The sequence below is a fragment of the Ignatzschineria ureiclastica genome, assembly GCF_003121845.1.
Taxonomy (GTDB): Bacteria; Pseudomonadota; Gammaproteobacteria; order Cardiobacteriales; family Wohlfahrtiimonadaceae; genus Ignatzschineria; species Ignatzschineria ureiclastica.
Genome location: NZ_QEWQ01000002.1, coordinates 34,114 through 60,608, shown reverse-complemented (window position 1 = coordinate 60,608; position 26,495 = coordinate 34,114). Strand labels below are relative to the sequence as shown.

The 26,495-nt window shown below is 41.0% G+C and carries 20 protein-coding genes; 5 read left to right on the top strand and 15 right to left on the bottom strand.

The features are described 5' to 3' along the window. Nucleotides 1–31: 31 nt before the first annotated feature. Complete coding sequence (locus tag DC083_RS03075) at nt 32–790, top strand: DeoR/GlpR family DNA-binding transcription regulator (protein WP_109188809.1); 759 nt, start codon at nt 32–34, stop codon at nt 788–790. Nucleotides 791–1,070: 280 nt separating this feature from the next. Here DC083_RS03075 and DC083_RS03070 read toward each other — a convergent pair whose 3' ends face one another. The 6 genes from DC083_RS03070 to DC083_RS03045 all read right to left on the bottom strand — a co-directional run bounded on the left by DC083_RS03070 (nt 1,071) and on the right by DC083_RS03045 (nt 9,428). Then, the gene (locus DC083_RS03070; protein ID WP_109188808.1) at nt 1,071–2,234 is read right to left on the bottom strand and encodes an aspartate aminotransferase family protein; all 1,164 of its coding nucleotides are present in this window, start codon (nt 2,232–2,234) and stop codon (nt 1,071–1,073) included. 311 nt (nt 2,235–2,545) lie between these two features. Next, complete coding sequence (gene argB, locus DC083_RS03065) at nt 2,546–3,427, bottom strand: acetylglutamate kinase (RefSeq protein ID WP_109188807.1); 882 nt, start codon at nt 3,425–3,427, stop codon at nt 2,546–2,548. 445 nt (nt 3,428–3,872) lie between these two features. After that, a complete protein-coding gene (gene argJ, locus DC083_RS03060; protein WP_109188961.1) occupies nt 3,873–5,090 on the bottom strand; it encodes a bifunctional glutamate N-acetyltransferase/amino-acid acetyltransferase ArgJ in 1,218 nt (405 codons plus the stop codon). Between the two features lie 132 nt (nt 5,091–5,222). Further along, nucleotides 5,223–6,263, bottom strand: coding sequence for an N-acetyl-gamma-glutamyl-phosphate reductase (argC, locus tag DC083_RS03055; protein WP_109188806.1), 1,041 nt, complete (start codon nt 6,261–6,263; stop codon nt 5,223–5,225). 415 nt (nt 6,264–6,678) lie between these two features. Continuing rightward, nucleotides 6,679–7,728, bottom strand: a complete 1,050-nt coding sequence (gene allD / locus DC083_RS03050; RefSeq protein ID WP_109188805.1) for an ureidoglycolate dehydrogenase — start codon at nt 7,726–7,728, stop codon at nt 6,679–6,681. A 440-nt stretch (nt 7,729–8,168) separates the two neighbouring features. Next, nucleotides 8,169–9,428: an MFS transporter gene (locus tag DC083_RS03045; RefSeq protein ID WP_109188804.1), complete on the bottom strand. Its 1,260-nt coding sequence runs from the start codon at nt 9,426–9,428 to the stop codon at nt 8,169–8,171. A 334-nt stretch (nt 9,429–9,762) separates the two neighbouring features. Here DC083_RS03045 and fdrA point away from each other — a divergent pair, with 334 nt between their 5' ends. The 4 genes from fdrA to waaC all read left to right on the top strand — a co-directional run bounded on the left by fdrA (nt 9,763) and on the right by waaC (nt 15,381). After that, nucleotides 9,763–11,427: an acyl-CoA synthetase FdrA gene (gene fdrA, locus DC083_RS03040; RefSeq protein ID WP_109188803.1), complete on the top strand. Its 1,665-nt coding sequence runs from the start codon at nt 9,763–9,765 to the stop codon at nt 11,425–11,427. A gap of 12 nt (nt 11,428–11,439) precedes the next feature. Then, the gene (locus DC083_RS03035) at nt 11,440–12,702 is read left to right on the top strand and encodes a YlbE family protein (RefSeq protein WP_109188802.1); all 1,263 of its coding nucleotides are present in this window, start codon (nt 11,440–11,442) and stop codon (nt 12,700–12,702) included. 593 nt (nt 12,703–13,295) lie between these two features. Continuing rightward, nucleotides 13,296–14,243 carry an HTH-type transcriptional activator AllS gene (gene allS / locus DC083_RS03030; RefSeq protein WP_109188801.1) on the top strand — a complete coding sequence of 316 codons (948 nt, stop codon included), beginning with the start codon at nt 13,296–13,298 and terminating at the stop codon, nt 14,241–14,243. A gap of 145 nt (nt 14,244–14,388) precedes the next feature. Beyond that, the gene (gene waaC / locus DC083_RS03025; protein ID WP_109188800.1) at nt 14,389–15,381 is read left to right on the top strand and encodes a lipopolysaccharide heptosyltransferase I; all 993 of its coding nucleotides are present in this window, start codon (nt 14,389–14,391) and stop codon (nt 15,379–15,381) included. 193 nt (nt 15,382–15,574) lie between these two features. Here waaC and arcC read toward each other — a convergent pair whose 3' ends face one another. The 9 genes from arcC to DC083_RS02980 form a co-directional block, all read right to left on the bottom strand. Next, entirely contained in the window at nt 15,575–16,537 is a 963-nt protein-coding gene (gene arcC, locus DC083_RS03020) for a carbamate kinase (protein WP_275667258.1), read from the bottom strand. 255 nt (nt 16,538–16,792) lie between these two features. After that, nucleotides 16,793–17,683: an oxamate carbamoyltransferase subunit AllH family protein gene (locus DC083_RS03015; protein WP_109188799.1), complete on the bottom strand. Its 891-nt coding sequence runs from the start codon at nt 17,681–17,683 to the stop codon at nt 16,793–16,795. Then, nucleotides 17,680–18,078, bottom strand: coding sequence for a VanZ family protein (locus DC083_RS03010; RefSeq protein WP_109188798.1), 399 nt, complete (start codon nt 18,076–18,078; stop codon nt 17,680–17,682). Before DC083_RS03010 ends, DC083_RS03015 begins: the two co-directional genes overlap by 4 nt. Before the next feature lie 184 nt (nt 18,079–18,262). Continuing rightward, nucleotides 18,263–18,610 (bottom strand): AzlD domain-containing protein, encoded by a 348-nt coding sequence (locus DC083_RS03005; protein WP_109188797.1) that lies wholly within the window; start codon nt 18,608–18,610, stop codon nt 18,263–18,265. Next, nucleotides 18,603–19,328: an AzlC family ABC transporter permease gene (locus tag DC083_RS03000; RefSeq protein ID WP_109188796.1), complete on the bottom strand. Its 726-nt coding sequence runs from the start codon at nt 19,326–19,328 to the stop codon at nt 18,603–18,605. The genes DC083_RS03005 and DC083_RS03000 overlap by 8 nt, the downstream gene beginning before the upstream one ends. A gap of 234 nt (nt 19,329–19,562) precedes the next feature. Beyond that, nucleotides 19,563–20,201: a lipoyl(octanoyl) transferase LipB gene (gene lipB, locus DC083_RS02995; RefSeq protein WP_109188795.1), complete on the bottom strand. Its 639-nt coding sequence runs from the start codon at nt 20,199–20,201 to the stop codon at nt 19,563–19,565. A 398-nt stretch (nt 20,202–20,599) separates the two neighbouring features. Beyond that, entirely contained in the window at nt 20,600–23,743 is a 3,144-nt protein-coding gene (locus DC083_RS02990) for an efflux RND transporter permease subunit (RefSeq protein ID WP_109188794.1), read from the bottom strand. After that, a complete protein-coding gene (locus DC083_RS02985; protein WP_109188793.1) occupies nt 23,743–24,918 on the bottom strand; it encodes an efflux RND transporter periplasmic adaptor subunit in 1,176 nt (391 codons plus the stop codon). Before DC083_RS02985 ends, DC083_RS02990 begins: the two co-directional genes overlap by 1 nt. Before the next feature lie 468 nt (nt 24,919–25,386). Beyond that, nucleotides 25,387–26,478: an AI-2E family transporter gene (locus DC083_RS02980; protein WP_109188792.1), complete on the bottom strand. Its 1,092-nt coding sequence runs from the start codon at nt 26,476–26,478 to the stop codon at nt 25,387–25,389. Between the last annotated feature and the right edge of the window lie 17 nt (nt 26,479–26,495).

Below are 26,495 nucleotides of genomic sequence, written 5' to 3'. Positions count from 1 at the left end.
ATCTCAAAACATACAAAGGAAATAATGCCCTATGATCCCTTTAGAACGACAAAAAGCGATCTTTAATCTCATTCAGCAACATGATGTGATGAGTATTCAGGAACTTTGTAAAATTTTTGATGTCTCTTATATGACGATTTGGCGAGATATCAATCTGCTTGAAAAAGAGGGAAAAGCGATCTCTGTTTCCGGGGGCGTAAAAGCCGCAGAAAGACTGCCCTTTGAGCCATCACATGAAGTTAAAGAGGGGCTAATGTCAGATGAAAAAGAAGCCATTGCAGCGATTGCTTGTGAACATATTCCGCAAAATGCCTGCGTCTATTTAGATGCTGGAACAACGGTACTTGCACTTGCAAAACAGTTAGCTCCAAGAAATGACTTAACAATTATCACCAATGATCTTGTGATTACCAATTATCTTGTCAAACATAGTGAAGCAGAATTGATCATCGCCGGCGGACGTGTACGCAAAGAGAACAACTCCACCATTGGAACGATTACCGCTAAAGCGCTCAATAATTTTATTGTCGATATCGCCTTTATTTCTGCATCTTCTTGGAATCTCCGCGGAATCTCTACTCCTGATGAGAACAAAGTCCCCGTTAAAGAGGCTGTCGCAAATATTAGTCGTAAACGTTACCTCATCACAGATTCTTCTAAATATGGCAAAGTCGGTACTTATATCGCTCTGCCTATCGAGACTTTTGATGCGATTTTCACTGATCAAAAACTACCCAAAACAGCGGTACAGGCATTAAAAAATTTAGGGATTACGCTTCATCAAGGATAAATATTTTTCATCATTCTCAATAGAAGCTGATTCAGTGTGGGATAGAAAGATACTCAATCTAGATCAACCGAGCGTCCGCAAATGAGGATCTAAGGAAATATTCGGTAGCAAACTTTAGAAATCTCTCGATATTGAAAATGTCATCATTATCAGCGCACGATCATAAAAAGAACAAGATCACTCCTCGGCAATGCGATCAATGATCTTAGTTCTTTTTATATGTGGATGAATCTCGATGATGTGCCTCTGATAATAGGCCGCTGATAATAGGATTCTTTCACTATGACGATAATTCAGAAAGTACCTTTTTTAGAATCACTATCGATTGATTAATTTCTGCTTTTGTAACAATCAGGGCCGGAAAATAACGCACGACATTGCCACCCGCGGAAACAAGTAATAACTGCTTTGCTAAAGCGGCTTTTACAAAATCGCCAGCCGTCACTGAATCTTGTAATTTAAAACCTAATAATAATCCTTCTCCACGAAGTTCTTCAATGAGTGGAAATTCTTGCTGTAAAGCTGAGAGCTGTTCACGTGCATATTCTCCCATCACTTGAACATTCGCTAAAAATTCCGGTGTTGTAATCTCCGTTAAAACCGTATTAGCGACACTACAAACAAAAGGATTACCGCCATAAGTAGAACCATGATCACCGGGTACTAATACATCATTGGCAAGCCCTTTTGTGATACAAGCCCCAATGGGAACGCCGCCTCCAAGCGCTTTTGCTAATGTCACAATGTCTGCTTTTAGAGGTAATTGATCCGAATAGAGTACGCTTCCCGTACGACCTAAGCCACATTGAATCTCATCAAAAATCACCAAAGCTTGATATTTTTGCGAAAGCGTCTGAATGGCGCTGATAAATGCCGGCGTTACACTGGTCAATCCCCCTTCTCCTTGAATCGGCTCAAGAATAATAGCGCAGACATCCTCATTCATAATCTCGGTCAGTGCCTCAACATCATTAAAAGGAATCTCTACAGTGTTGGGAATTAAAGGTCGATAATCTTTCTGATATTTCTCTTGTCCTGTAACGGCTAAAGTACCGGTTGTTCGTCCATGAAACGAATTTTTCATATAGACAATACTGTTTTTAGTTGCACTGATCTGCTTGCCATATTTACGGGCAATTTTCAGGGCTAATTCATTCGCTTCTGCCCCGCTGTTGCAGAAAAACACACGTTCATAGCCCGTTGCCGATAAAAGCTTCTCAGCGGCCTTATTTTGTGCTTCGTTATAGTAGAGATTTGAAACGTGTAGCAATGTTTCTGCTTGTTTTTGAATGGTTTCTACCATTTTAGGATGCGCATGTCCTAGTGCATTGACTGCAATTCCGGACACAAAATCTAAATACTCTTTCCCTTGATCATCCGTTAAGATCAAGCCTTTTCCTTTCACAAAATTCACCGGAAATCGGTTATAAACATTGAGCAACATCGTGCCTCTCCTTCCTCTAGTTTTAATAGTAATATCTAATGATCAATTTTTAAATAAAATACTTCAATAAAACACTTCAATAAAATATTTAAAGAATCAATTTAAATAATTGATTTATAGTAAATTTGGTTTAAGAAAAATAGCTTTCAAACAGCTATTGTGTAGTTTTAAAAAAGATAAAACCTGATTCCCCAACACTTGAAAGATGCCAGATAGAACGACTTCCTTGTCTCGATCCGCCGATGCCCGGCATTTGAATAAGCTCCTGAACCGATATTACTATAAATAATTAATTTCAATAATGGCGACTATTAAGGCTGATCACGATAAATCATCGTACCGCAGCCCTCTTCTGTAAATAACTCAAGTAGAATCGAATGGCGAATTTGACCATTGAGAATAATAACGTGATCAACGCCTCGATCAATCGCGTCAAGACAAGTATTCACTTTGGGAATCATCCCCCCATTAATAATGCCACTATCGATATACGATTGCGCTGTTGCAACACTCATCTCGGCAATCAAAGAGTTCTTATCACTAAAATCTTGATAAACGCCATCTACATCCGTTAAAAAGATCAAACGGTGCGCACCAACGGCAGCCGCAACTTCCCCGGCGACATAATCAGCATTGATATTATAAGTTTCGCCCGCTTCCCCAATACCAATGGAAGAAATGACTGGGATATAGTTTTCTTTCGCTAAAAGATCGATCAGCTCTCGATTAATTTTGGTAATCTCTCCAACAAAACCGATATCGATCTTCTCACCATCTTTTTCAATATATTTCTTTTGTGCCGTAATTAAGCCGCCATCTTTTCCGCTTAACCCCACTGCCTTTGCACCGAGTTTATTCAGATCAGCAACAATGCTCTTATTAATTTTGGCAGAGAGAACCATTTCGGCAATCTCGACGGTTTCAGCATCACTCACTCGATTGCCTTCAATAAATTCTGTCTCTTTCTGGACTCTCTTTAGCATCTCATTAATTTCAGGTCCCCCTCCATGAATAATGATCGGATGAATCCCCACATATTTCATCAAAGCAATATCTTTCATAAACTCATCGCGAATCGCTCGATCGACCATCGCTGCACCGCCATATTTGATGACAACGGTTTTATCGGCATATTTACGAATAAAAGGGAGTGCTTCTACTAAAATATGCGCTTTCTCGTGATTAGTAATCATTTATATCCATCCTTTTTAGTGATTTGATCCTATTGATCTTTATTATTGTTTTTTAGTAAATTTGGTTTAAGAAACATAGTTTTTAAGCAGCTCGTATGGAGTTTTAAAAAGAAGATACAATCCTACTAAACAACTCACTGAACAACGCTTGCAAAATGCCGGATAGAATAACTTCCTTGCCTCGATCAGCTGATGCGCCGGCCTTTAAATAATGCTTATTTTGAACCGATCTTACTACTGTTATCGAATTATCTGTATTGCTATCAATCATGACATGAATCTCGATAGAAGCCCTACAATTATCCGACTCTATTACTGCTCTATAACTGCTCTATCACTACTGCTTTATCATTACTATTTTGCCATTACGACTTTATAAAGAAGAGATCGGCAAATCCATCTGCCCATCTCTTTTCTGAGGTTTTATAAATTAACCTTGTGATGATTAGGTTCGATAATCGGCATTAATCTTCACATAGTCATACGATAGATCACAGCCCCAAGCGGTTGCTACACTGCCACCATTCATCAAATCAATCAAAATGGTAATGGTCTCTTGTTTTAAGATCTCATTGAGTTTTTCCTCATCAAATGTTGCACCAGAACCATTTTCCACAATCTGTACACTCTGATCTTTATAAGCCATGTAGATTTGTACCTTCTCTGGTTCAAACTCCGCTTCTGCATTACCAATAGCACAGATAATCCGACCCCAGTTCGCATCTTCGCCGAAAATTGCTGTTTTGACTAAGCTAGAAGTAACTACAGATTTTGCAACTCGTTGTGCATCTGCCAAAGAACGCGCATGTTCTACTCGTACTTCAAGTAGTTTCGTGGCCCCTTCACCATCTCTTGCAATCATTTTCGCCAATGTTTGATTGACCATATCAAGCGCACGTTTAAACTTGATATACGCTTCATCATTGGTCTCTATCAAGGGATTATTAGCTTTACCATTTGCAAAAATAAACGCAGAATCATTCGTACTCGTATCGCCATCCACAGAGATCATATTATAAGAGGTATTCACGCTTGCTAAAAAAGCCTTATCTAACATCTCCTTAGTAATATTCACATCCGTTGTTAATACGCCGATCATAGTGGCCATATTCGGATGAATCATTCCAGAACCTTTTGCCATCCCGGCGATTGTGACAATCTCCCCACCTAATTCAAAATAGACGGCAAATTGTTTTGAAGTCAAATCGGTTGTCATAATCGCCTCGGCAGCCTCATTACCGCCTTCACGACTAAGATGCTTAGGGATCTCATGCAGCCCTTTCCGAATAATATCCATCGGTAGTTGTTGTCCGATCACACCCGTTGAAGCAACAAACACCTCTTCTGTTTCCACATTCATCTCACGGGCGATAATCTCACACATTTCAAGGGCATTCGCGGCCCCCGTTTCACCCGTACAAGCATTGGCATTACCGCTATTGATAATGAGCCCGCGATGATGTGTCTTCTCCGCAAAACCGGCACATAACTCCACCGGTGCTGCTCGAAATTGATTTTGCGTGAGTGCCACAGAAGCTACCGCCGGCTCCTCACTCCAGATAAAAGCAAGATCTTTCTTGCCACTCTCTTTAATACCGGCCGTCGTCCCTGCCGCTTGAAATCCCGGTGTTGATGTAATCGTCCCGTCTTTCAAAACTGTAATCATTGTGTTTCTTCTCCTAATTGAGAGTCAATAAAATTTGGCCATTCGCCCAATTCTTAATATTAATTGTACTATAACACGCACAGCAAAAAGGCGATCCTTACTGCTATCGCCTTTCTTTCAAATTGTGTTTTAAATATACATCGAAAGCATATTTAATCCCAATGTTTCTGGGAATTTAAAGAGAATATTCATACTCTGCACCGCTTGACCTGCCGCGCCTTTAATCAAATTATCGATTGCCGAAACTACGATCACTTTCCGCCGAGTTTCATCTACGCGAATGGCAATATCACAATAATTAGTGCCTCTGACCGCATTGAGTTCCGGCAATGATTCCCGAATACGAATAAAGGGCTCATCTTGATAAAATTCTCGGTAGATCTCATACGCTTTCGCTTCTGTCAATGCAATATCTGCTTTTACTGTAGCGTAGATCGTCGAGAGAATCCCCCGATTGACCGGTAAAAGATGTGGCGTAAAGAGGACATCCACATTCTCATGGGTCAGCTTTTCGAGCTCTTTTTCCATCTCCGGCGTATGCCGATGACTCATCACACCATACGCTTTGAAATTCTCATTTACTTCACAAAAAAGGGAGGATGTACGTGCATCCCGACCTGCGCCAGTTGTCCCTGATTTTGAATCGACAATCAGATCTGTTTCTACCCATTGACCTGCAATAAGCGGTGCAATCCCTAAGATCGCTGTTGTGGGGAAACAGCCCGGTGAAGCGACAATATGGCTCTGAGCGATCAATTCCCGGTGCAGTTCCGGCATTCCATATGCGGTATAAGGCATTAAATGAGGGGCTTTATGGGGCACTTTGTACCATTTTTCATAGGTGTCTAAATCTTCAAATCGAAAATCTGCGCCAAGATCGATGACTTTCACCCCTTTTTCATAAGCGCTATGGGCAAAGCCTTGCGATAAGCCATGGGGCAATGCCATAAAGAGTAGGTCAATCTCTTCTAATCGCGCAATAAAGTCTTCATCTTTAATTAAGGTATGATCTAATCGACCTTCAAAATTGGGATAGACAGTTTGAATCTGCATATCAGCATAAGAGCGAGAAGAAAGTAAACGAATCTCTATCTCAGGATGCTGCTCTAATAACCATAATAATTGCTGCCCGGCATAACCGGTTACCCCAATAATTCCTACCTTAATCATCTTATCGCTCCATATATAGGTTTGATCTATAGATCACTCTATTGTGTTCGTTATTATTATCTTCAATTTCAATCAATTATAGCAGTTACAGAAATATCCGCCCATTCAAAGAGCGGATATTCTAATAATCTCACTATGATCTCTACATGATAAGCTATCATCATCAATTTTAGGATCATCACTCAATGTAGCAGGTGTTTTAGGGTTTTTAAAGATGATATTTCAGAAAAGATAGCCCTATAGATTCAAAGATAGCCACTCTTCTCTTTTAATCCCATCTCGTTACCCCCCCTTCTCATTGACGCGTTATAGTTTTGCTATGTTATGTTATGTAGAGGCTCTATCGAGCCTCTGTAGATCCTATCGCTCTATAGATCCTCTCTATATCTCTTACCTTCATAGCAACCCATTCAGATTAGCTTGCAAAAGGATCTTTATGATCATAAGAATTGATATAGAGCTGATCTGAAATGAGATATTGATAGATCTCATCCACCACTTCGATACCATTCTCCTCACTTTCACGCTCGGCAATCTCTGTATTTTCACCGGGATAGAAGACTCGTTCAACGCCAGCTGCGGGTTTAATTTGGTTCAGCTCCTGCATCATCTGGGTAATGCCTCGGCGAACAACTTCACCACCGGCAAAAAAGTCAGGATTAATCACAATATGTAATTGCCCTAAATTACGGCCTTCAGAGAGATCATGATACATAGAAGAGACATGTTTACCGAAAGGGAGTCCCAATAAAATACCTGATAACACATCAATCATCATCATTAAACCATAGCCTTTAGGCCCTGCGATCGGCAATAGCCCATGTACTGCGTGTGGATCAGTTGTAGAATTACCCGCACTGTCCACTGCCCAATTATCTGGAATCGCAGCATTACGGGAACGCGCATCTAATACTTTCCCCCAGGCTTGTACAGTGGTTGCCATATCAAAGATTATATTTTTACCTGCTTCTCCCGGTGCTGCGAATGCTAAGGGATTGGTTCCATAATAGACTTCCGCACCATTAAACGGCACTGCCATCGGGTCTGATTGACATACAGAAAGCCCAAGCATACCCGCATTCGCCGCCATCTCCACAAAATAAGAGAGTGCGCCACTATGCCCCATCTGCCGAATACCGACAACTGCAACACCATTTTCTTTCGCTAATTGAATCGCCTCCTCCATTGCCAATTTTGCGGCAACGTGGCCGGCACCATTATCTGCATGAAAAATCCCACTACAAGGCCCTGTAGCTTCAAAACGAAAGTGAGGTGTACAGTTCGTTCCCCCTTTGCTAATACGTTCTGAATAATACTCTACACGTACCGCGCCATGAGAATGGATGCCTCGCGCATCCGCATGCACTAAAATATCCGCAACGATATCTGCGTGTTCCTGAGATAATCCTGCTCGGTGAAGTTTTTGACTCATTAACTGATGTAATGCTGTTTTTGTAAGTTTCATACGCTTGCCCTCTATATTGGAATGTAACACCTGATTAAATCGAATCAATCTCGGTAATGGTGGATGCTCACGATAATGATTACTCTTTTCATAGGAGCCTTTTATCTAATCCTATCTGCAATATAAAGGATGAACATGATTCTATAGCTTGATTTAAATTAGCTTTATCACACTACTTAAATTTTTCATCTAAATGGACATGATCATTTAATAACTTTTTATAACGGCTCTCTCCCCAACTTAAATGATCATTTTTGATATACAAAATATTGTTCCCAACCCCAATAATAGTGTCGATAATAGTGCCAATGAAAAAGCCCTAGCATGATTTTTCATACTAGGGCTCACTCTATTTCTATCTAGGTTTGATCTAGATTTCATCCATTAAATTATCAAATTATTTAATGATTCAATATTATTGATAGATGCTTCTATACTAATTATTTAGCAACTCGATTTGGACTTTTGCTTTCATCTACAAAGAGCATTGCAATAATACCGATAATGGTAATCGCTGCTGCGAAGTAGAAGCTCATATTTAAGTTACCTGTTTGATCTGCAATAAAACCTGTTAACCAAGGTGCCGCAATTGAAGCACTCATACCGAAGAAGTTATAGAGACCAAAAGCGGTACTTAAAGAAGCACGTGGTGCGTTATCTGCGCAAAGTGCTAATAATACAGGGTTCAAGCTAATTTTACCGATAAAACCATAAAGCACTAATACGGTAATTAAAACAGCGGTTGATTCTGAAGCTACGATACCAAAGATTGAGATCAATGATAATGGCAACATAAAGAGCACAATCGGTTTACGTTTACCCAATTTATCAGATAAGTAGCTAAAGAAGATTGTTCCGATAATTGAGATCCAAGGCACGATAGAGGCAACGTTTGCCGCATATACAGGATCCATATTACGTTGCTGTACAAGGTAAGTCGGTAACCACGTGATAATGACGAAGAAACCATAAATTGAACAGAAAATTGCAATATAAGCCATAACAAGATTACGATTTTTAAAGAGCGCAGAGAAACCTGAATTCCCAGCATCACCACTTGCAGCGGCTTGAGCTTTCGCTTCTTGTTCTTGCTCATCCAGACCCGGCGCACGCTCTCTGATGAAGATTAACATCGCAATGGCTAATACAAATACTGGTACAGCCATCACTAAGAAAGGTTGTTGCCAAGTGGTTTCAAAACGAGTCGTCATAATACTGGATAAGTTATAACCTAACGCGATACCAAAAGACATCCCACTACCGATAATAGCACTACCTACTGCTACCCATTTTTTAGGAATTGCTTCTGATGAAAGGGCATATTGAGGGCCATAGAAAGTCCCTTGCGCCGCCCCTGCTAACATCCAGAAGATAATGAAAACAGTGTAATTAGGGGCAAAACTCACTGCAGCCATAAATACCGCATATAAGAAGAAGCCGGTCACTAAAATACGTTTCCGCCCCACTTTGTCACCCATCATACCTGAAGGAATCTGTAGTGCGGTATATGCAAAATAGAAGAGACTCATAATCCCTCCAATCGCTGCCTGGTCGATATTAAATGATCGACCAACATCTTGCATCACAGGACTAAAAACTGCACGACCTGCATAAATAAAGACCCACCCTAAAAAGAAGATAATAATCGTCGTGATCCAATAGCGACTATTTGCCGGTGTTTTTTGTGAGTTGATGTTCATAATAGACTCCTAAAAAGAGATTGAGTTGTAACTGATCTTATCCTATATCATAAAAGTTTGTGAAAATTTGACTTAAATACCTATTTCTCCTATTGCGAGAAAAGTCTTGTAAATAAGATCACATTACTCAAAATATTTTTAATATTGAACACTTGCCAGTATTCAAGCTCACTCATCAAAAAAATCAGCGTAATGAATCACTATTCTTTGAAAATTTTAAACAGCCTTTTTTTCATGACATATATCATCATTTCCCTACACTAAGGGTGTTACTTTTTGAGATGTGACATATAGCACACACAAATTTCAGTACATTTAAATGAGGTACGAAACTATGATCCACTCTTATATCAAGAAAGGCAGCTTTCAGGATTCGGTTAGCTTGATGATTATCTCTCGCAAACTGAGTGAACATCCTGAAGTGGAAGAAATTTCCGTTATGATGGGAACACCTGCCAATAAAGATCTCTTAAAAGCCACCGGTTTTTGGAGCCCAGAATTTGAAGAAGCAACGCCTAACGACATCTGTATCGCGATTAAAGCAGAAACAACAGATAACTCAATTGTTGAAATGGTCGTTGAAGCACTAGAGGAAGAACTTGCCAATCTTGCCAAAAATCAAGGGGGAAGTGGTAAACGTATTCCTAAAGCACGCCGACTCGCTTCAGCACTTGAAAGAATGCCAGATAGCAATACTATGCTTATCTCTATCGCCGGTGAATATGCTGCAGATTTAACAGAATCAGCGATCGAGAAAGATCTTAATGTGATGATCTTCTCCGATAATATGTCACTGCAAGATGAGATTCGTCTTAAAAAACAAGCGGCTGATAAAGGGCTTATTGTTATGGGACCAGATTGCGGTACCTCGATGATTGCCGGCGCACCCCTTGCTTTTGCCAATGTGATTCCTGAAGGAAATATCGGCGTTGTGGGCGCATCGGGAACGGGGATTCAAGAGCTCTGCTCACAGATCGCTTTAGCGGGACAAGGTATTACCCATGCAATTGGTCTTGGCGGACGAGACTTATCGGTAGATGTCGGCGGTGTGAGTGCGATGACTGCACTTGATATGTTAGAGAATGATGAAAACACCAAGGTCATTGCTTTTGTTTCTAAACCTCCTGCTGAAGAAGTGCGTCAAAAGATCATTCAACGGATGAAGTCAATTGCGAAACCAGTCGTTGCGCTCTTCTTAGGTAGTAAAATCGATCAACCCCGCGATGGTAATGTTCACCTGATTAATACCATTGATAAAGCAGCCCGTTTAGCTGCAGAGTTATCAGAGGTCGAGAAAGATTATGAAATCATGACTCCAGTTCCAGAGAGTAAAATTTTGGGACTTTATACTGGAGGGACGCTTGCGGCAGAGATCGCTCTTATTTTAGCGGAAGGGATGAATGCCGAGATCGATTCTAAACATGAGAAAGGTACAATGTTAGATGCTAATGGGCATAAAATTATTGACCTTGGGGATGATTTCTACACAGTAGGTCGCCCTCATCCTATGATTGACCCCACTTCTCGACAAGAGGAGATTATTAAATTAGCCAATCGTCCTGAAATTGGTGTTGTACTCCTTGATGTGGTGATCGGCTACGGTGCAGGACCTGCTCCCGCGGAATCTGTCGTGAGTGCCATCAAAAAATTACGGGAAAAACGACAAGCACCGATTAACTTCATCGCGACCGTTACAGGAACAAATCAAGATCCTCAAGGACGTGATAAAGAGATCGAACTTCTTAAAGAAGCGGGGATCGCTGTTGTGAATAATCTTCCTGAAGCAGCCGCCCTTGCCTTTGCACTCATTACACCACGTCAAGCTAAAACCGATCTCAAACCTTATCCACTGTTAGAGGGCGTTAAGGTCATTAATGCGGGATTACGAAGCTTCTCAGAGGATCTTCAATCTGCCGGCATTCCTGTTGTACAGTTTCAGTGGGCTCCGATTGCAGGTGGCAATCAGCAATTAGCAAACATTCTTAAACGTTTGAAATAAGAGGACTATATTATGACAAATTTTGCAACCATTGATGAAGCGAACAAAGCAGTTGTTGAACGTATTCGTGAAGCGCGTCCCCGTTGGGTAGGTGTTATTCCTGCTAAAGAAGCAGTACCGACTTTAGCCACTGGTAAAAAACTCCTCCACGCAGGTCCTCCTATCAAATGGGAAGAGATGACAGGCCCGGCACAAGGGGCTTGTATTGGGGCGGCGATCTTTGAAGGCTGGGCAACAGATGAAGCAAGTGCTCGTAAAATTCTTGATGCCGGTGAAGTGGAATTTATTCCTTGCCATACGGTTGATGCAGTCGGCCCTATGGGCGGGATCACTTCTGCTAATATGCCGATGCTTAAAGTATTCAATAAAGTTCATGGTAACTACGCCTACTGCAATATCAATGAAGGGATCGGTAAAGTGATGCGCTTTGGTGCCTTTGGGGAAGAAGTGCAAGCACGTCATCGCTGGATGCGTGATTCCTTTGGCCCTATTCTCAATGAAGCCTTAGAATCTATGGATGAAGGCCTTGATATCACCGCACATATGGCACAAGGTATCACAATGGGCGATGAGTTCCATCAACGTAATATTGCAACCTCTGCCCTTTTAGTGAGAACGCTTGCACCAGTTATTGCAGGTCTTGATCGTCCTAAAGAAGAGTTAACGAAAGCGATTAACTTCTTAAGTATCACTGACCAGTTCTTCCTTAATGTCTGTATGGCGTACTGTAAAGCAGCCATGGATGCCGGCGCTCAGATCAAAGCAGGGACCATTGTGACAGCCATGACCCGTAATGGTCGTAACTTCGGAATTCGTGTCAGTGGTCTAGGCGATCAATGGTTTGAAGCACCTGTGAATATGCCACAAGGTCTCTTCTTTACCGGCTATACCCAAGATGATGCAAACCCTGATATCGGTGATAGTGCGATTACTGAGACCTACGGTGTAGGTGGTTGTGCAATGATTGCAGCGCCTGGTGTAACTCGATTTGTCGGTGCAGGTGGTTTTGATGCAGCCGTTGAAACTTCTGAAGAGATGAGTGAAATCTATGTGGATCACAATATGGGCTTACAGATTCCTACTTGGGATTTCCAAGGAGCCTTAATTGGACTAGATATGCGCTTAGTCGTAGAGACAGGAATCACTCCTGTGATCAATACCGGTATTGCGCATAAAGATCCAGGTGTGGGTCAAGTGGGTGCAGGTACAGTACGCGCACCGCTTGAATGCTTCGAAAAAGCGTTAGTGGCCTTTGATAAGATCTATAACGCATAATCAAGCATCCTAGTAATAGATGCATCTTAATTAGTTGTCATTTGTAATCTGAGGAGCACTTATCGGCTCTATCACCGATAAGTCCCTCATCTTAAATATCTCTTCTTCATCGACTCCTTTCAGTTGTATCCTTTAAGATGGCTCGATTTGGAGATATATCATAAGGTATTTGATGGTTAGTATAGACATCTAGTTCTGTTTATCAAAAGTGCTACAGTAAAATCGCTCAAAAACCTCCTAGTAAAAGCACAAAAAATAGACAAATTAAACCGAAGAACAGTACCTTAATATGACTAAAGCCAATAAGTCTTCTACTTATTGGCTTCTTTTTTATAATCCTATCTATATTTTATGATGCAATATGATATCTTAATTGCTTAATATATTATTCCATTATCTAATTTATTAAATAGTCTTTTAGAATATAAAATCAACAAGATATCTAATATATGGCTTTCACTCAGTATGCCCATAAATGATCAATAACAGATCATTAAGGTCCATTAAAGACCTATTTAAAGTCTATTAAAGATTCTATTAAATATAAATTACAGATAAGATTATCAATTGAGATATTTTAAGAAAGGATTCTTATGCTTGATTTAGAAACAATGCGTTCGTTTGTCCAAGTTGCTGAAATGAAGAGTTTCTCTAAAGCCGCTCATAATTTGCATAAAACTTCTGCGACAATTAGTTATCGTATCAAAATGCTCGAAGAGTATGTCGGCGCACAGCTCTTTCACCGAACCACAAGAACCGTAGAATTAACTGCCGCCGGCGAGCATCTACTAGAACAATGTAAACAGTGGCTGATCTGGCTCGATGGGATTACTAAAGAGCTACAACAGATTAATGACGGAATTGAGCCTAGCGTGAATATCACGATCAATAATCTTCTTTATAATGTAGAAGCGGTTACAGAGCTCCTCGTCCATCTTAATCAGCGATTTCCCCAGACTAAAATCACGATCTCTCGGCAGATCTTTATGGGCGTTTGGGATAGTTTGATCTATGATAATTATCATCTTGCCATCGGTGCGCCTGGCGAAGAAGCCTTGACTAGTCACTATGAAATGCTCGATTTAGGAGCCATCTCCTGGGCGTTTATTGTGGCAAAAGATCATCCAATCTTAGAAGAGATAGGAGATAAAATCGCAACAGAAGCGCTATTACGACAGTATCCTGCTATTAATGTCGAAGATACGGCTCGTAATTTACAAAAGCGCACAGCTTGGCTATTGAAAGGGCAAAAAGAGATTAAAGTCCCCAATATGCGCACAAAATTAGTATGCCATCTCCAAGGCTTAGGCATCGGTTTTCTTCCTCGCACAATTTGTCAGCCCTACTTAGATTCAGGGGAACTCGTTGAGATTAAAATTCCTAATCATCGAGTGCCCTCTAAAATGATGCTCGCTTGGAATAAAGAACTTAAAGGCAAGATTGTACAAGAAATTATCAATCTCTTTGAGCAAAATGACCCAATTGCACAAAAGTTATTAAAAAATATCGATATACCTGTGGTATCTGCAAGTGAATCATAACGAAGAAGATTTCTGCACCGTATCTTGCTATCCTATAGCCTATTTTATAGCAGATATTCTCTCATAGAAGGAGGCTCATTCTCCTGATAATCACGAATATCTGCGTCATTATCCCTTCAATCAATAGCTGATAGATCCTTACTACATGAAAAAATTATTGCTCATTAAAACCTCCTCTATGGGGGATCTAATACATACCTTTCCTGCATTAACTGATCTATCTCGCCATCGTCCTAATGAATATCATCTCACTTGGGTGGTTGAGGAGTCGTTTGCCGACATCGCGCGTATGCATCCGATGACACGAGATCTGATTATCTTTGGAAGTCGCCGGTGGAAGAAAAATCTACTCAAACGGGAAACCTGGCAAGATTTTGGCCGATTCAAAAGAGCCCTTCAAGCTGAAAAATGGGATTTAATCGTTGATTGTCAAGGGCTTTTTAAAAGTGCCATGATTACAAAAATGGCGGCACAAAAAGGCACCATTCCCACTTATAGCTACACAAAAGAATCGATCCGAGATCCTTTTGCCGCACGATTTTATCAACATGGATTTTCAGTCCCCAAAGGTCTCACGGCCATTGAACGTAATCGGCAGCTCCTAGCGCAAATTTTCAACTATACACCAGAACCGTTAGCAGATTTTGGAATTGATCATTGGACCGAGCATTCTCCTTTAACGCCTAATCGCCCCTTTGTCGCGCTAATTCATGGGACTAGCGCCGAGAATAAAGAGTGGCCGGAAGCAAAATGGATCGAAGTAGGTCAATACTTAATACGCAGAGGCTTAATCTCCATTCTCTTTTGGGGAAATGAGCGGGAAAAAACACGCGCTGAACGTATTGCAGCACAAGTGCCTGAAGCGATTGTGATGCCCAAAGTTTCCCTTCAAGAAGCGGGACTCATTCTCTCAAAAGCGGCTCTTATTATCGCTGTCGATACCGGCTTTGCTCATCTTGCTAATACGCAGGACCGACCCATTATTGGTCTATTCCTCGGTAGTGATTCCCACTATGCCGGCGTGATTCCCACACAACAAAATCCTTATGCTCATAATTTAGGAGGAAAAGGACAGAACCCAGAGGTGTCGGAAGTCATCCAAGTTATTGAATCCTTTACCTTGCCTATTAACGAATAAGCGACTAAAACAATCGACAATAAAAAAGAGAGATTTATCCATCTCTCTTTTTTTATTTTTCTGATTTTTCTGATTTTTCTGATTTTTCTGATTTTTCTGATTTTTCTGATTTTTCTGATTTTTCTGATTTTTCTGATTTTTCTGATTTTTTCTTTCACTTTTGAAGAGTTACGATGTCAATACTGTAAACAACTTACACCACAATACGAGTGCCTGTTTTGCCTCGAAGTGCATCAGCCATCGCATCAAGAGTCGTCACAATACCGGCACCATTAGGATTCTCTTTCAGATAATCTAACAATGATTCCACTTTCGGCAACATACTACCTGCCGGGAATTGCCCTTCTTCGATATAAGCTTTCGCTTCTGCTACGGTCATCTCTGATAACCACTCTTGATTAGGCTTACCAAAGTTAATAGCCACTTTTTCAACACCTGTAGGAATCAGATAAACATCTGCTTTTAATGCAGAAGCTAAAAGTGAAGATGCTCGATCCTTATCAATCACTGCTTCAACACCTTGTAACTGCCCTTTATCATCGATCATCACAGGAATTCCACCACCACCGCAAGAGATCACTAATACATCATTACTAATGAGTTCTTCGATCATTTTAAGCTCTAAAATTTGCTTAGGCTTCGGTGAAGCAACCACTCGGCGCCAACCACGACCTGAATCTTCTACTACGCTCCAACCCAATGTTTTTTCATATTGTTTCGCTTCATCTTCACTCAAGAAAACACCGACCGGTTTATCGGGATGAGTAAATGCTTGATCTTTAGGATCGACTACCACTTGAGTAATCAGCGTCGCTACTTGTTGATTGATCTTACGTTGCATTAATTCGTTATAAATTGCAGACTGCAAGAGATAGCCAATCTCACCTTGCGTGGCTGATACATAATGATCTAACGGATACTGCGGTAATTTATCTTTAGCCGCTTCCCCTTGGCTCTGATGAATACCTACATGTGGCCCATTGCCATGAGTCAATACAACGCGCCAGCCCTCTTCACTAAGATCTACGATATTTTTCGCTAACTTTGCGGCAATATCCCGCTGAGATTGCATATCAAGATGATTATTATCAGGAATTAAAGCATTCCCACCAATTGCTAATACCATAACCGGCTTTTTCATTTCTTGTTTCTCCATGATAAATTCCTTATTCGATGATTCAATAAAGACTACCACAGTGTATCCTAAGAATTATTTTTTTGTGGCCGAAAAAGTCGGCTTTATGATGAAAATCAATAATAAAATCAATCATTAAAATATTTTTAAATAACCCGATTGATTGCATTAATTTTTGATTTAATAGATCGAGCCTCTTTAGCATAAATCCTCAAAAATAGCCGTAACGCTCGCTTATTTTTTTTCGTTACTCATTATTGACTGATAGTGATTGTACTATTCTTGCATTGTATTATCTTTCAATAATACTCGAAGCCCCGCCACAATCCCTGTCACCATATCCGAACCGGAGCTTGAACCAATCGTTAAAATTTGCATTACCGCCTTTTTTTGAGCGGTTAAATCAGCAAGAACCAATGCCTTGGCGTAATCTTGTAGCCAGCCATTAAAACGTCCTGAAACGGCATAATTGAGCATCCACCAACTAATTTCATTGGTCTGCGTACGGCTATCCTCAATTGTGACTTGAAGTTGTTCTAAGAGAGCTTGATAACGCTTCGGATTAAGCCATAAAATTAACATTAACCCCACTAAAAAATCATCTCCAGAGGGCGTTAATCCCATTCCTAGCCCTATCTGTTTTACCGCTAATCGTGAGATTTCAGGCAGATTATTATCCACAATAGCCGATATTAATTGAGTACTCTGAGACTCTAATGTTTCGTAGATATATTGCATCACACGATCATCAAGTGCTCTAACGGGTAACAATGATTTTGCAAGTTGTAAACTAGCTTGCAGCGATTGTTTAATATTCGACGGCTGTTGTGCTGACCCATCCATAATCGGAAGCTGACTCTCCCAGTAAGTCGTTTCTCCACTAAAAGTAAAGCACAAACCTGGCGCTATAAAAGCCCCTTTCCCTGCCTGCTCTTGATACTGCAAAGGGATTGCTGACTCCTGTAATGCTTCTAATGTCGCTTTGGGCAGTGTATTCACCCGTAACGTCAATGGACCATTAGGGAAATCCGCTGATAAAAATGTGGCAAACTGCCCTCTTTCATCTATTAAGTTAAGTGCATGCGCAAAGCAAGAATGGATCTGATATCGTGCGCCCACTTGTAGCAAATTAGCCCACTTTTGATCAATAGAGAGTATCGAGATCACTCCATTCCTTTATGATTTGATAGCGCGATAAGCTTGCTAATCAGCATTCCCACCAGCATTCCGATGACATCGGCGACAACATCCCAGAGATCACCACTACGACCATCGACCCAATGCTCTTGAATAATTTCACTCGATGCGGCAAAAAGAATATTAAAAAAGACTAAAAATATCACGATCAATTGTCGCATTTGTAGCTTTAATCGATATTGATTGAGTGTATGAAATTGTAATCCGGCTAATAGCGCAAAAATAGCAAAATGTACGACTTTATCACTTTGCGGGAAAAGTAGCGGTGTTGGCAGATTTTCTGTCGCATCTGGCAGAAAAAGCATTAATGTCATTAAAACAAACCAAAAAATTGTGACCCATAGCCACCTAGTTGCAATTTTCATCTTTCTGTTCTTATCGTCTATTTGTACCGCACATCTGCACTGTACATTAAGATTAAAATTGTGCCTGAATAGTGCTCTCGTTCTATTATCCTAACCTATTGATCTTAAATCAAATGGACAATAATCGATGAACAATAGATCAATCATGACACAAAACGGTCCGTTATTTTAACGATTTTTTACACTATTGTACAAGCCATTCAATAAGATAAATCAAGCCATTGAGAGCCGCTACACCGATAATCACGCTTAAAAAGACATTTCGCCAACCGATATAGCTCAATAAAACAAGCGCTAATGCGCCCACTTTTGCCAATAATAGCGCTCCATCAATCGCCGCAAAATCAATCTCCATACTATGAATAATCAAAATCGCCATCACGCTCAATGGTAATGCATAATTCAGGTAGCGTAATAGATAAGAATCTAACACCTTTTTAGGAACAAATGTCGGAAATGCCCGAAGTAAAAAGGTCATCAATCCCATCAGTAAAATCGCAATCAGCAGCGCTATTAAGCTCATATTACCCATTATTCTGCTCCTTGCTTAAATGACGTAATAGCGCGCCACGAATCATAATGAAACCCACAGATAAGATCAGTGCCAAAATTAAGACATATTGCGGAAAGAGCCATAAGCTCAAGAGATAGCAAGCTAAAGCAATCAGCGTTGGCCACCAAATATTTTTAACACGCATCTGCTCATACCAGAGAATGACAAAGAGTGCCGGTAATGCAAACTCTAAATGGGGAATCAGATTTGCTAACTGCTCACCGGCAATAATGCCAACAATCGTGGCAATCACCCAATAAGCGTGTACTAGAAAAGCTACTTGTAGAAAATAGCGTTTCTGCTCCGTCTTTGATAAACCACTCATCACCGAGAAACATTCATCCGTTAAACAAAATAAGCAATAAGCTCGCTTCCATCGATTCACCGGCAAAATATCCACTAAGGGAAGTGCATAGAAAATATGGCGTAAATTAATCACAAAGGTGTTGAGATTAAGATTAAAGATTCCGGCACCACTCGCGACTAAGGGAATCGCCGCATATTGTGCGGCTCCTGAAAAGACCACGATCGAAATTACAATTGAAATCCACCAAGGAATACCTGCGGCACTGGCTAAAACCCCAAAGGCCATTCCTGCAGGGGCATAACCCATCGCAACCGGCCCTGTAATTTGCACCGCTCGCTTCCAGCCTTCGGTTTTAACTGTCGAGCGTTCCTCCTGTTGTGCTACCCCCATTGTTTTCCCCTCATCTCTTCCCCTATTGTATGAGTTTGTATCTTAAGCGTTCGTGCTTGCATCACTATTTATCCTTAATCTATTCAGCCTTAATCTATTCAGCCTTGATCTATTCAGCCTGAGTCTCATCCTAACTATGCCTAATTTCTCTAGCCTATCACGCACTCTTTTTTAATCAATAGCTTGTCAGATCTATCGATCAATAATGGTCATAAATCTCTCCCTGATTCTGCATCATTGGGAACTTTTAAATGCAACACTTAACTGTGCCGGTGCAAGATAATAGGTTAAATGTTGTAATAATGTTTCCGTCACTGCTTTTATCTCTAACGGATGATCAACCCAATCAGCCAGTTGAGTCACTTCTAATCCTTGATAACCACAAGGATTGATGCCGGAAAAGGGGGTTAAATCCATATCGACATTCAAACTCAAACCGTGATAGACCGAGCCTTTCCGAATCCGAAGCCCAAGTGCTGCGATTTTCTTTCCGGCCACATAGACACCCGGTGCATTCACATCACCATTTCCCGCAACCCCGTAATCAGCCAAAGTAGCAATAACTGCCTGCTCTAAAGCACGCACCAACGAGCGCACGCCACATTGTCTTGCTTTGAAATTAATCAAGGTATAGATCACAATCTGCCCCGGCCCATGATAGGTCACTTGCCCCCCACGATCGACTTGAACAATAGGAATATTGCCGGGATTGAGAATATGCTCTGCTTTACCATTTTGTCCTTGAGTATAAACTGGCGGATGAGTGACAACCCATAATTGATCTTCACTCTTCTCATCTCTTGTTTCGGTAAATTGTTTCATTGCTTCATATACCGATAAATAAGGCTGCTCACCCAAGTTTACGATCTTCATTATTTTCTCTCATACCAATACTCAATAGATCGTATTGTACCTGATTCTACTCAATTTTATCGATCAGAAATCTTCATACAAAAAAGGGAAAGCATCCGAGTAATGCTTCCCTTTTATAGTAATATCGGTTCAAAATAAGCTTGTTGAAATGTCGGCGCATCAGCTGATTGAGGCAAGGAAGCCGTTCTATCCGACATCTTGCAAGTGTTGTTTAGTACGGTTTTATGTTTTTTTAATCCGGCACTATAGCTGTCTAAAAAACATTTTTCTCAAACCATATTTACTATATTTTTCATTATTTCTTATTATTCTCAAGTATTTCCGAGTATCCCCTGCTGATCTCCTACTCAAGATCATGGTAGAGATCAGAAATCAGAGAATCAGTCAAAGAATAATGATTACACTGCCATCTCATTATGATCGGTTGTGGAATTGTGTAATTCCGGATTTTGCCGGCGCTTACGTCCGCCGATAAAGAGATAGACAATCGGCACCACAATTAAAGTGAAGAATGTCCCAACACTCATACCGCCGACAATCACCCAACCAATCGCTTGTCGAGATTCCGCACCCGCACCAATTGCAAGCGCAAGCGGAATAGAACCTAGTACCATTGCACCGGTTGTCATCAGAATAGGTCGTAACCGTAAAGTCGCCGAGCGAATCACAGCTTCCACTTTAGACACGCCCTCTTCCCTAATCTGATTCGCAAATTCAACAATTAATATCCCGTGTTTAGTAATCAATCCCACTAGTGTCACCAAACCGATCTGACTATAGATATTGATTGTTCCACCGACTAAATAAAGAGCCCCTAACGCCCCAAAACCAGCTAATGGTACACTAAAGAGGATTATAAAAGGATCAATCCAAGATTCAAATTGAGCCGCTAATACTAGATAGATAAAGAGTAGCGCCATCATAAAGATCAAGACCATTGAAGCACCTGAGGCGATAAATTCCCGAGATGATCCTTGATAATCAAGCATTGCTTCCGGGATCACTTCCCGAATAATATTCTCAACAATGGCAATCCCTTCCCCTTGGGAAACACCTGACTCTAAGTTGGCTGAAATAGTGGCCGAACGGAGCTTATTAAAATGCCGTAAATTCTGCGGCGCAATCGTCTCTTCCACCGTCACAAAGTTTGAAAGTGGCACCATTTCCCCATACTGCGATCGTACATAGATCCCTTCGAGATCTTTCGGTTGACTTCGTTTTTGTGGATCCACTTGCACCATTACATCATATTGCTCTGCACCCTCTTTATAACGAGTGACATTTCGCCCACCGAGCGCAGTTTCTAAAGTCCGCCCGACCACAGAAACATCAATACCTAAGAGCGCTAATTTCTCCCGATCGACAGAAACCTCCAACTGTGGTGTATTCATTCGTAAATCATTATCTGGCGAAATTAAGAGCGGATTCTCCCGCATTTTTTCCATAATTTCGGTAACCTGACCATCGAGCTTCTCAAAGGAATCATTGGAACGAATCACAATCTGTACATCTTTGGAATCTCCTCGCTGTCCGAGTGATTGCGGATTACTTGCAAAGACCCGTAGCCCTAATGCCGTATTTTGTAACCCTTTATTTAACCGAGAAGTAATCTCCATTTGTGATTCATTACGATCATCCCAATCCGGTAAGGTCACAAAAGCAATCGCCCCCATTGAGATTCCGGAAATCGCATAAACGGTTGTGCCGTCATCTAAATTGTCTAATAGATGATCTTCCACCTCCGTAAAATAACGATCGGTAAAATCAACCGTTGCCCCTTCCGGAGTAATCGCCATCACTCGAATCATTCCTCGATCCTCAGTCGGCGATAGTTCTTGGGGTAGCTTGGTATAGAACCAACCTGCACCGGCAAAAATAACCACCATAAAGAGCAATACAAAGTAACGCGCTTTCACTAGCCAATGTAGTAATCGGCCATATCCTTCTGTCAGTTTATTTAAACACCACTCGATACCGTCAGATATCCGATGAAATAAACGGGTAATGCCCCATTTTCGTGGTTTTGTCTCGGAAGCCTCTTCTGCTCGATGACTCAAGAGTAATCGAGAACACATCATCGGCGAGAGCGTTAAAGCCGTAAAGCCTGAAATAAGTACAGTAACCGACAAGGTGACGGCAAACTCCACAAAGAGCTTCCCAATGCGCCCTTGGGTAAAGGTCAAAGGTAGGAAAACCGCCGCTAGCGTAATGGTCATTGCAATAATCGCAAAACCGATCTCCTTAGAACCAATAAATGCCGCTTTAATGGGGCTTAATCCCTCTTCAATATGACGATGAATATTCTCTAACATCACGATCGCATCATCCACAACAAGCCCTATCGCCAGTACGAACGCTAAGAGCGTGAGTGTATTAATTGAGTAGCCTAAGAGATACATCACAAAGAGCGTTCCCACAAGGGAAATCGGCACTGTGACCATCGGAATTAAGGTTGCGCGCCAATTTCTTAGGAAAATAAAGATAATGACACCCACAAAAATGAGCGCTTCGATAATAGTGCTATAAACAGACCCTAAAGATTTATTGATAAAGACCGATGAGTCAGAAGTTACAGCAATTTGAACGCCTTCCGGCAATGATTCTTGTAATGCCGGCAATAGCGCACGAATATCGGCAGAGAGCGTTAGCGGATTGGCAACCGACTGTTTAATCACCGCAACCCCTACGCCGGGCTTACCATTTAATCGAGGGCGAGAGCTCTCCTCTACGCCCCCTAATTCCACTAAGGCAACATCACTTAAACGGACGATAGGACGATTTTCAGTGACATCATTATCTGCCACTTTGATAATAATATTGCGAAACTCTTCCACCTGATTAAGATCGGTTCTCGCTACAATAGAAAACTCTTGTGTTGAACTCTTAATAGTGCCCGCCGGAATCTCCACATTTTGTGCCCGAAGTGCCGATTCTACATCATTCACTGTCACATCTAAGATTGCCATTTTCTGTGGATCAATCCAGATTCGCATCACCGGTTCTCGTCCGCCCCAAAGCGTCACATTCGCCACGCCATCGAGTAATTCGATCTGCGGTTGGACAATGGTCTCAATCATCTTAGTGAGCTCAATGGCACTATATTGATCGCTTGATAGCGCTAGAATCACCACCGGATCGGCATCAGAATCACTCTTTTGAATAATCGGATCATCCACCTCATCAGGCAGCGAACGCTTCGCCCGCGCAACCCGATCACGTACATCATTGGCCGCTTCTTCTATATTTTTATTAGGATTAAAAGTGATATTGATCGAAGAGGAACCGCGCCGAGAATCGGAAGCGATATAATCGATTCCATCAATACTCGTTACCGCATCTTCAATCACTTTAGTCACTTGCGTCTCAATAATCTCAGGGCTTGCCCCTTGATAGCTTGTACGAATACTAATAATCGGTACATCAATATCAGGATATTCCCGTATCGACATCCGATCTAAACCGATCAGTCCCAAGAGAATCAAAATAATATTAATGACGATCGCAAAAACTGGTCGTTTAATCGAAACTTCAGATAATTTCATTATGACTCCTGATCTGCCGTATCGCCGACTCTATTTCCTACGCTATTTTCTAGGTTATTTTCTACTCTATTGTTATTTTGAATCTTAGGCTCTTGGTCTTGTGTACTATCTTGATTCGTTTTACTACGTAACTTTTCAGGAAGAATGGTCCCCGTTGCATCTTGAATCTCACTCTGATCTTTAATGCGTACTTGCCCCGCTTTCACAACGATATCATTCGGATTTAATCCTGATAATATTTCCACATTAAAGGTGCTTCTCTGCCCAATTTCCACCGGCGTTAACTCAGCTATAAAGCCATCGCCATTCTCATTTTCGACTGCTCGATAAACAAATTGCGCCCCTTCCGAAGCAAAAATCGATTCTTCCGGAATAATAATCACTTGATAATTAAGCGGAATTAAGAGATTTAAACGCGCAAATGAACCGGCAATCAGCGTCTGATCTTCATTATGAAATTTCGCTAATACAGACAGAGATCGGCCTTTCTGCTCAATTTCAGGGCTTACAGCATAGACTTCTGCGGTAAAGAGCTTATTGGGAAAATTATCCACCGTAAAAGTGACATTTTGCCCCTGCTCAGCGACGTGGGCAACGCGCTCGGGAATATTAAACTCAAGTCGTAATTGATCGATATTCAGAAGTCGAACAAGATCAGCCCCAGATTGTACATAATCACCTAACTCCACTTTCTTTAGGCCCATTGTTCCGGCAAAAGGGGCGTGAATAAAACGGCGCTCATATTTAGCTTTAGCAATCGCTTCATTGGCCACCGCTTGCGCATATTCAGCCTGTGCAACATCACGCGCCTGAGCGGTTGACCCGCCTTTTGCGGCAAGCATTCGATCGAGATTTTGTTTGGCTAACACTCGCTTTGCACTGCTCTCTTGTAACTCTGCAGCTTCAATACTGGAATCTAAGGCAATCAGAAGATCCCCAGCTTTTACCTCTTCCCCTTCTTTAAAAGCAATCTCCACGATACGCCCTGACGCTTCAGGTCGAATAATCACCTCTTGATAAGGATAGAGAATCCCCACAGCATAGATCTCTTCGAATTTATCCTGTAGTACCACTTCAGCAAGCTCGACATCCGTCACTTTAGCAAATACCGTTAACGGTGAGAGTAATACTATAAGACATAATAGCCCCCACGTTTTTGTAAAATTCCTATTCATTCGATTCCTTCTGAAGTATCAAGCTGATTCAATTCACATCTCTCTTAATGATCATTATCTTTATCAATAAGATAGTAGATCAATTGAATCTTAAGGTTATCTTAATTATTTAAATTGAGATATAACAAGACATAATTCTATTAGAAAATAGCCCCATATAAACAATATATTCTAAGTGATAATAACTGAAAAATTTTAAAAATATTTAAAGCTTATTTCAATTTCACAGCCTTTATTCTTGGATAAGAGGTTGTATGCCCCCCATATATTGATAAATAAACCCTATCAACCATTCAATCATCTATTTGATTCTATTCTAATAATATACCCCTTAAACATGACATCATGATAATCAAAACTCCATAAATATAGCGGAAAACCTTATTAAAAATTGAAAACAATGAATTAAAACATTTCCCAAAAACTAAAAAAATCCCTCAAATTGAGGGATTCATCATATTCGATATTTTATGGTTTTTTCGCGATCTTCGCTTTTAACTGCTCATCGAGTTGCCGAGGATTATCTTCATGCACCCATTCACGCCAAATAGCCACCAGTAACGCCATAATGACAGGTCCGATAAAGAGTCCAATAATGCCCATTGTTTTGACTCCACCAACAAGCCCTAAAATAGTTGGTAAAAACGGCAGTTTAACCGCACCACCCACTAGACGAGGACGGATCGTTTTATCAACCACAAAGAGCTGAACCGTTCCCCAACAAAATAGAATAATCCCTTGCGTTAATTGGTGATTTCCCACTAAATAGAGTGATACTAAGGTCATTGACATCGGTGCACCACCGGGAATCAAAGCAAAAATACCGGTAATGATACCAAGAGTAATTGGCATTGGAGCACCGACGAAGTAATAAACGAAACCAAATACAATCCCTTCGCCAATGGCAATAATCACCATTCCTGACACCGTAGAGCTCACAAGCGTTGGTACAATACGAGAAATTCGTTTCCATCGCCCCGGAAATACCCTCTCTCCCACTTTATCTAACTGCCGACTGACTCTTCGCCCATCTTTATAGCAGAAGAAGAGGATAATCATCATAAAGAGTAGTGTAAAGCCTAAAGCACTAAAACTTTTGGTGACCGATTTTGTGACAGCAGCAACATAGCTCAAGTTTGCAAGACCGATCTCGGTAAAAAAGAGATTTACCCCATTGGGCGTTCCTAAGTACTCAACCCAATATTTTCCAAGCTCATTACCATAAGGTAGATTGAGTAACCAAGCAGGCGTAGCAATCCCATAGGTATTCGCTTCAATTAACCAAGTACGAAAAAGCATTATCTCACCATAGAGATAATGCAATAAAAATAGAAAAGGAATGATAATCACTAAAACAGTTAAGGTTGTTGCAATAGAGGCAGCAAGCAGTGTGCTACCTCGGCAAAATCGTACTAAATCAGTATAAGGCCGCCAAGTCACAAACGTGATAATCATCGCCCCTAATGCCGGAACAAGGAACTCATGGAAGAAGACAGCCCCTAATAGTAGAATGAGAATGATAATCCATTTTGCTACCGGATTTGCTGTCAATGCTTGCATAAGTTTTACCTCTGTTA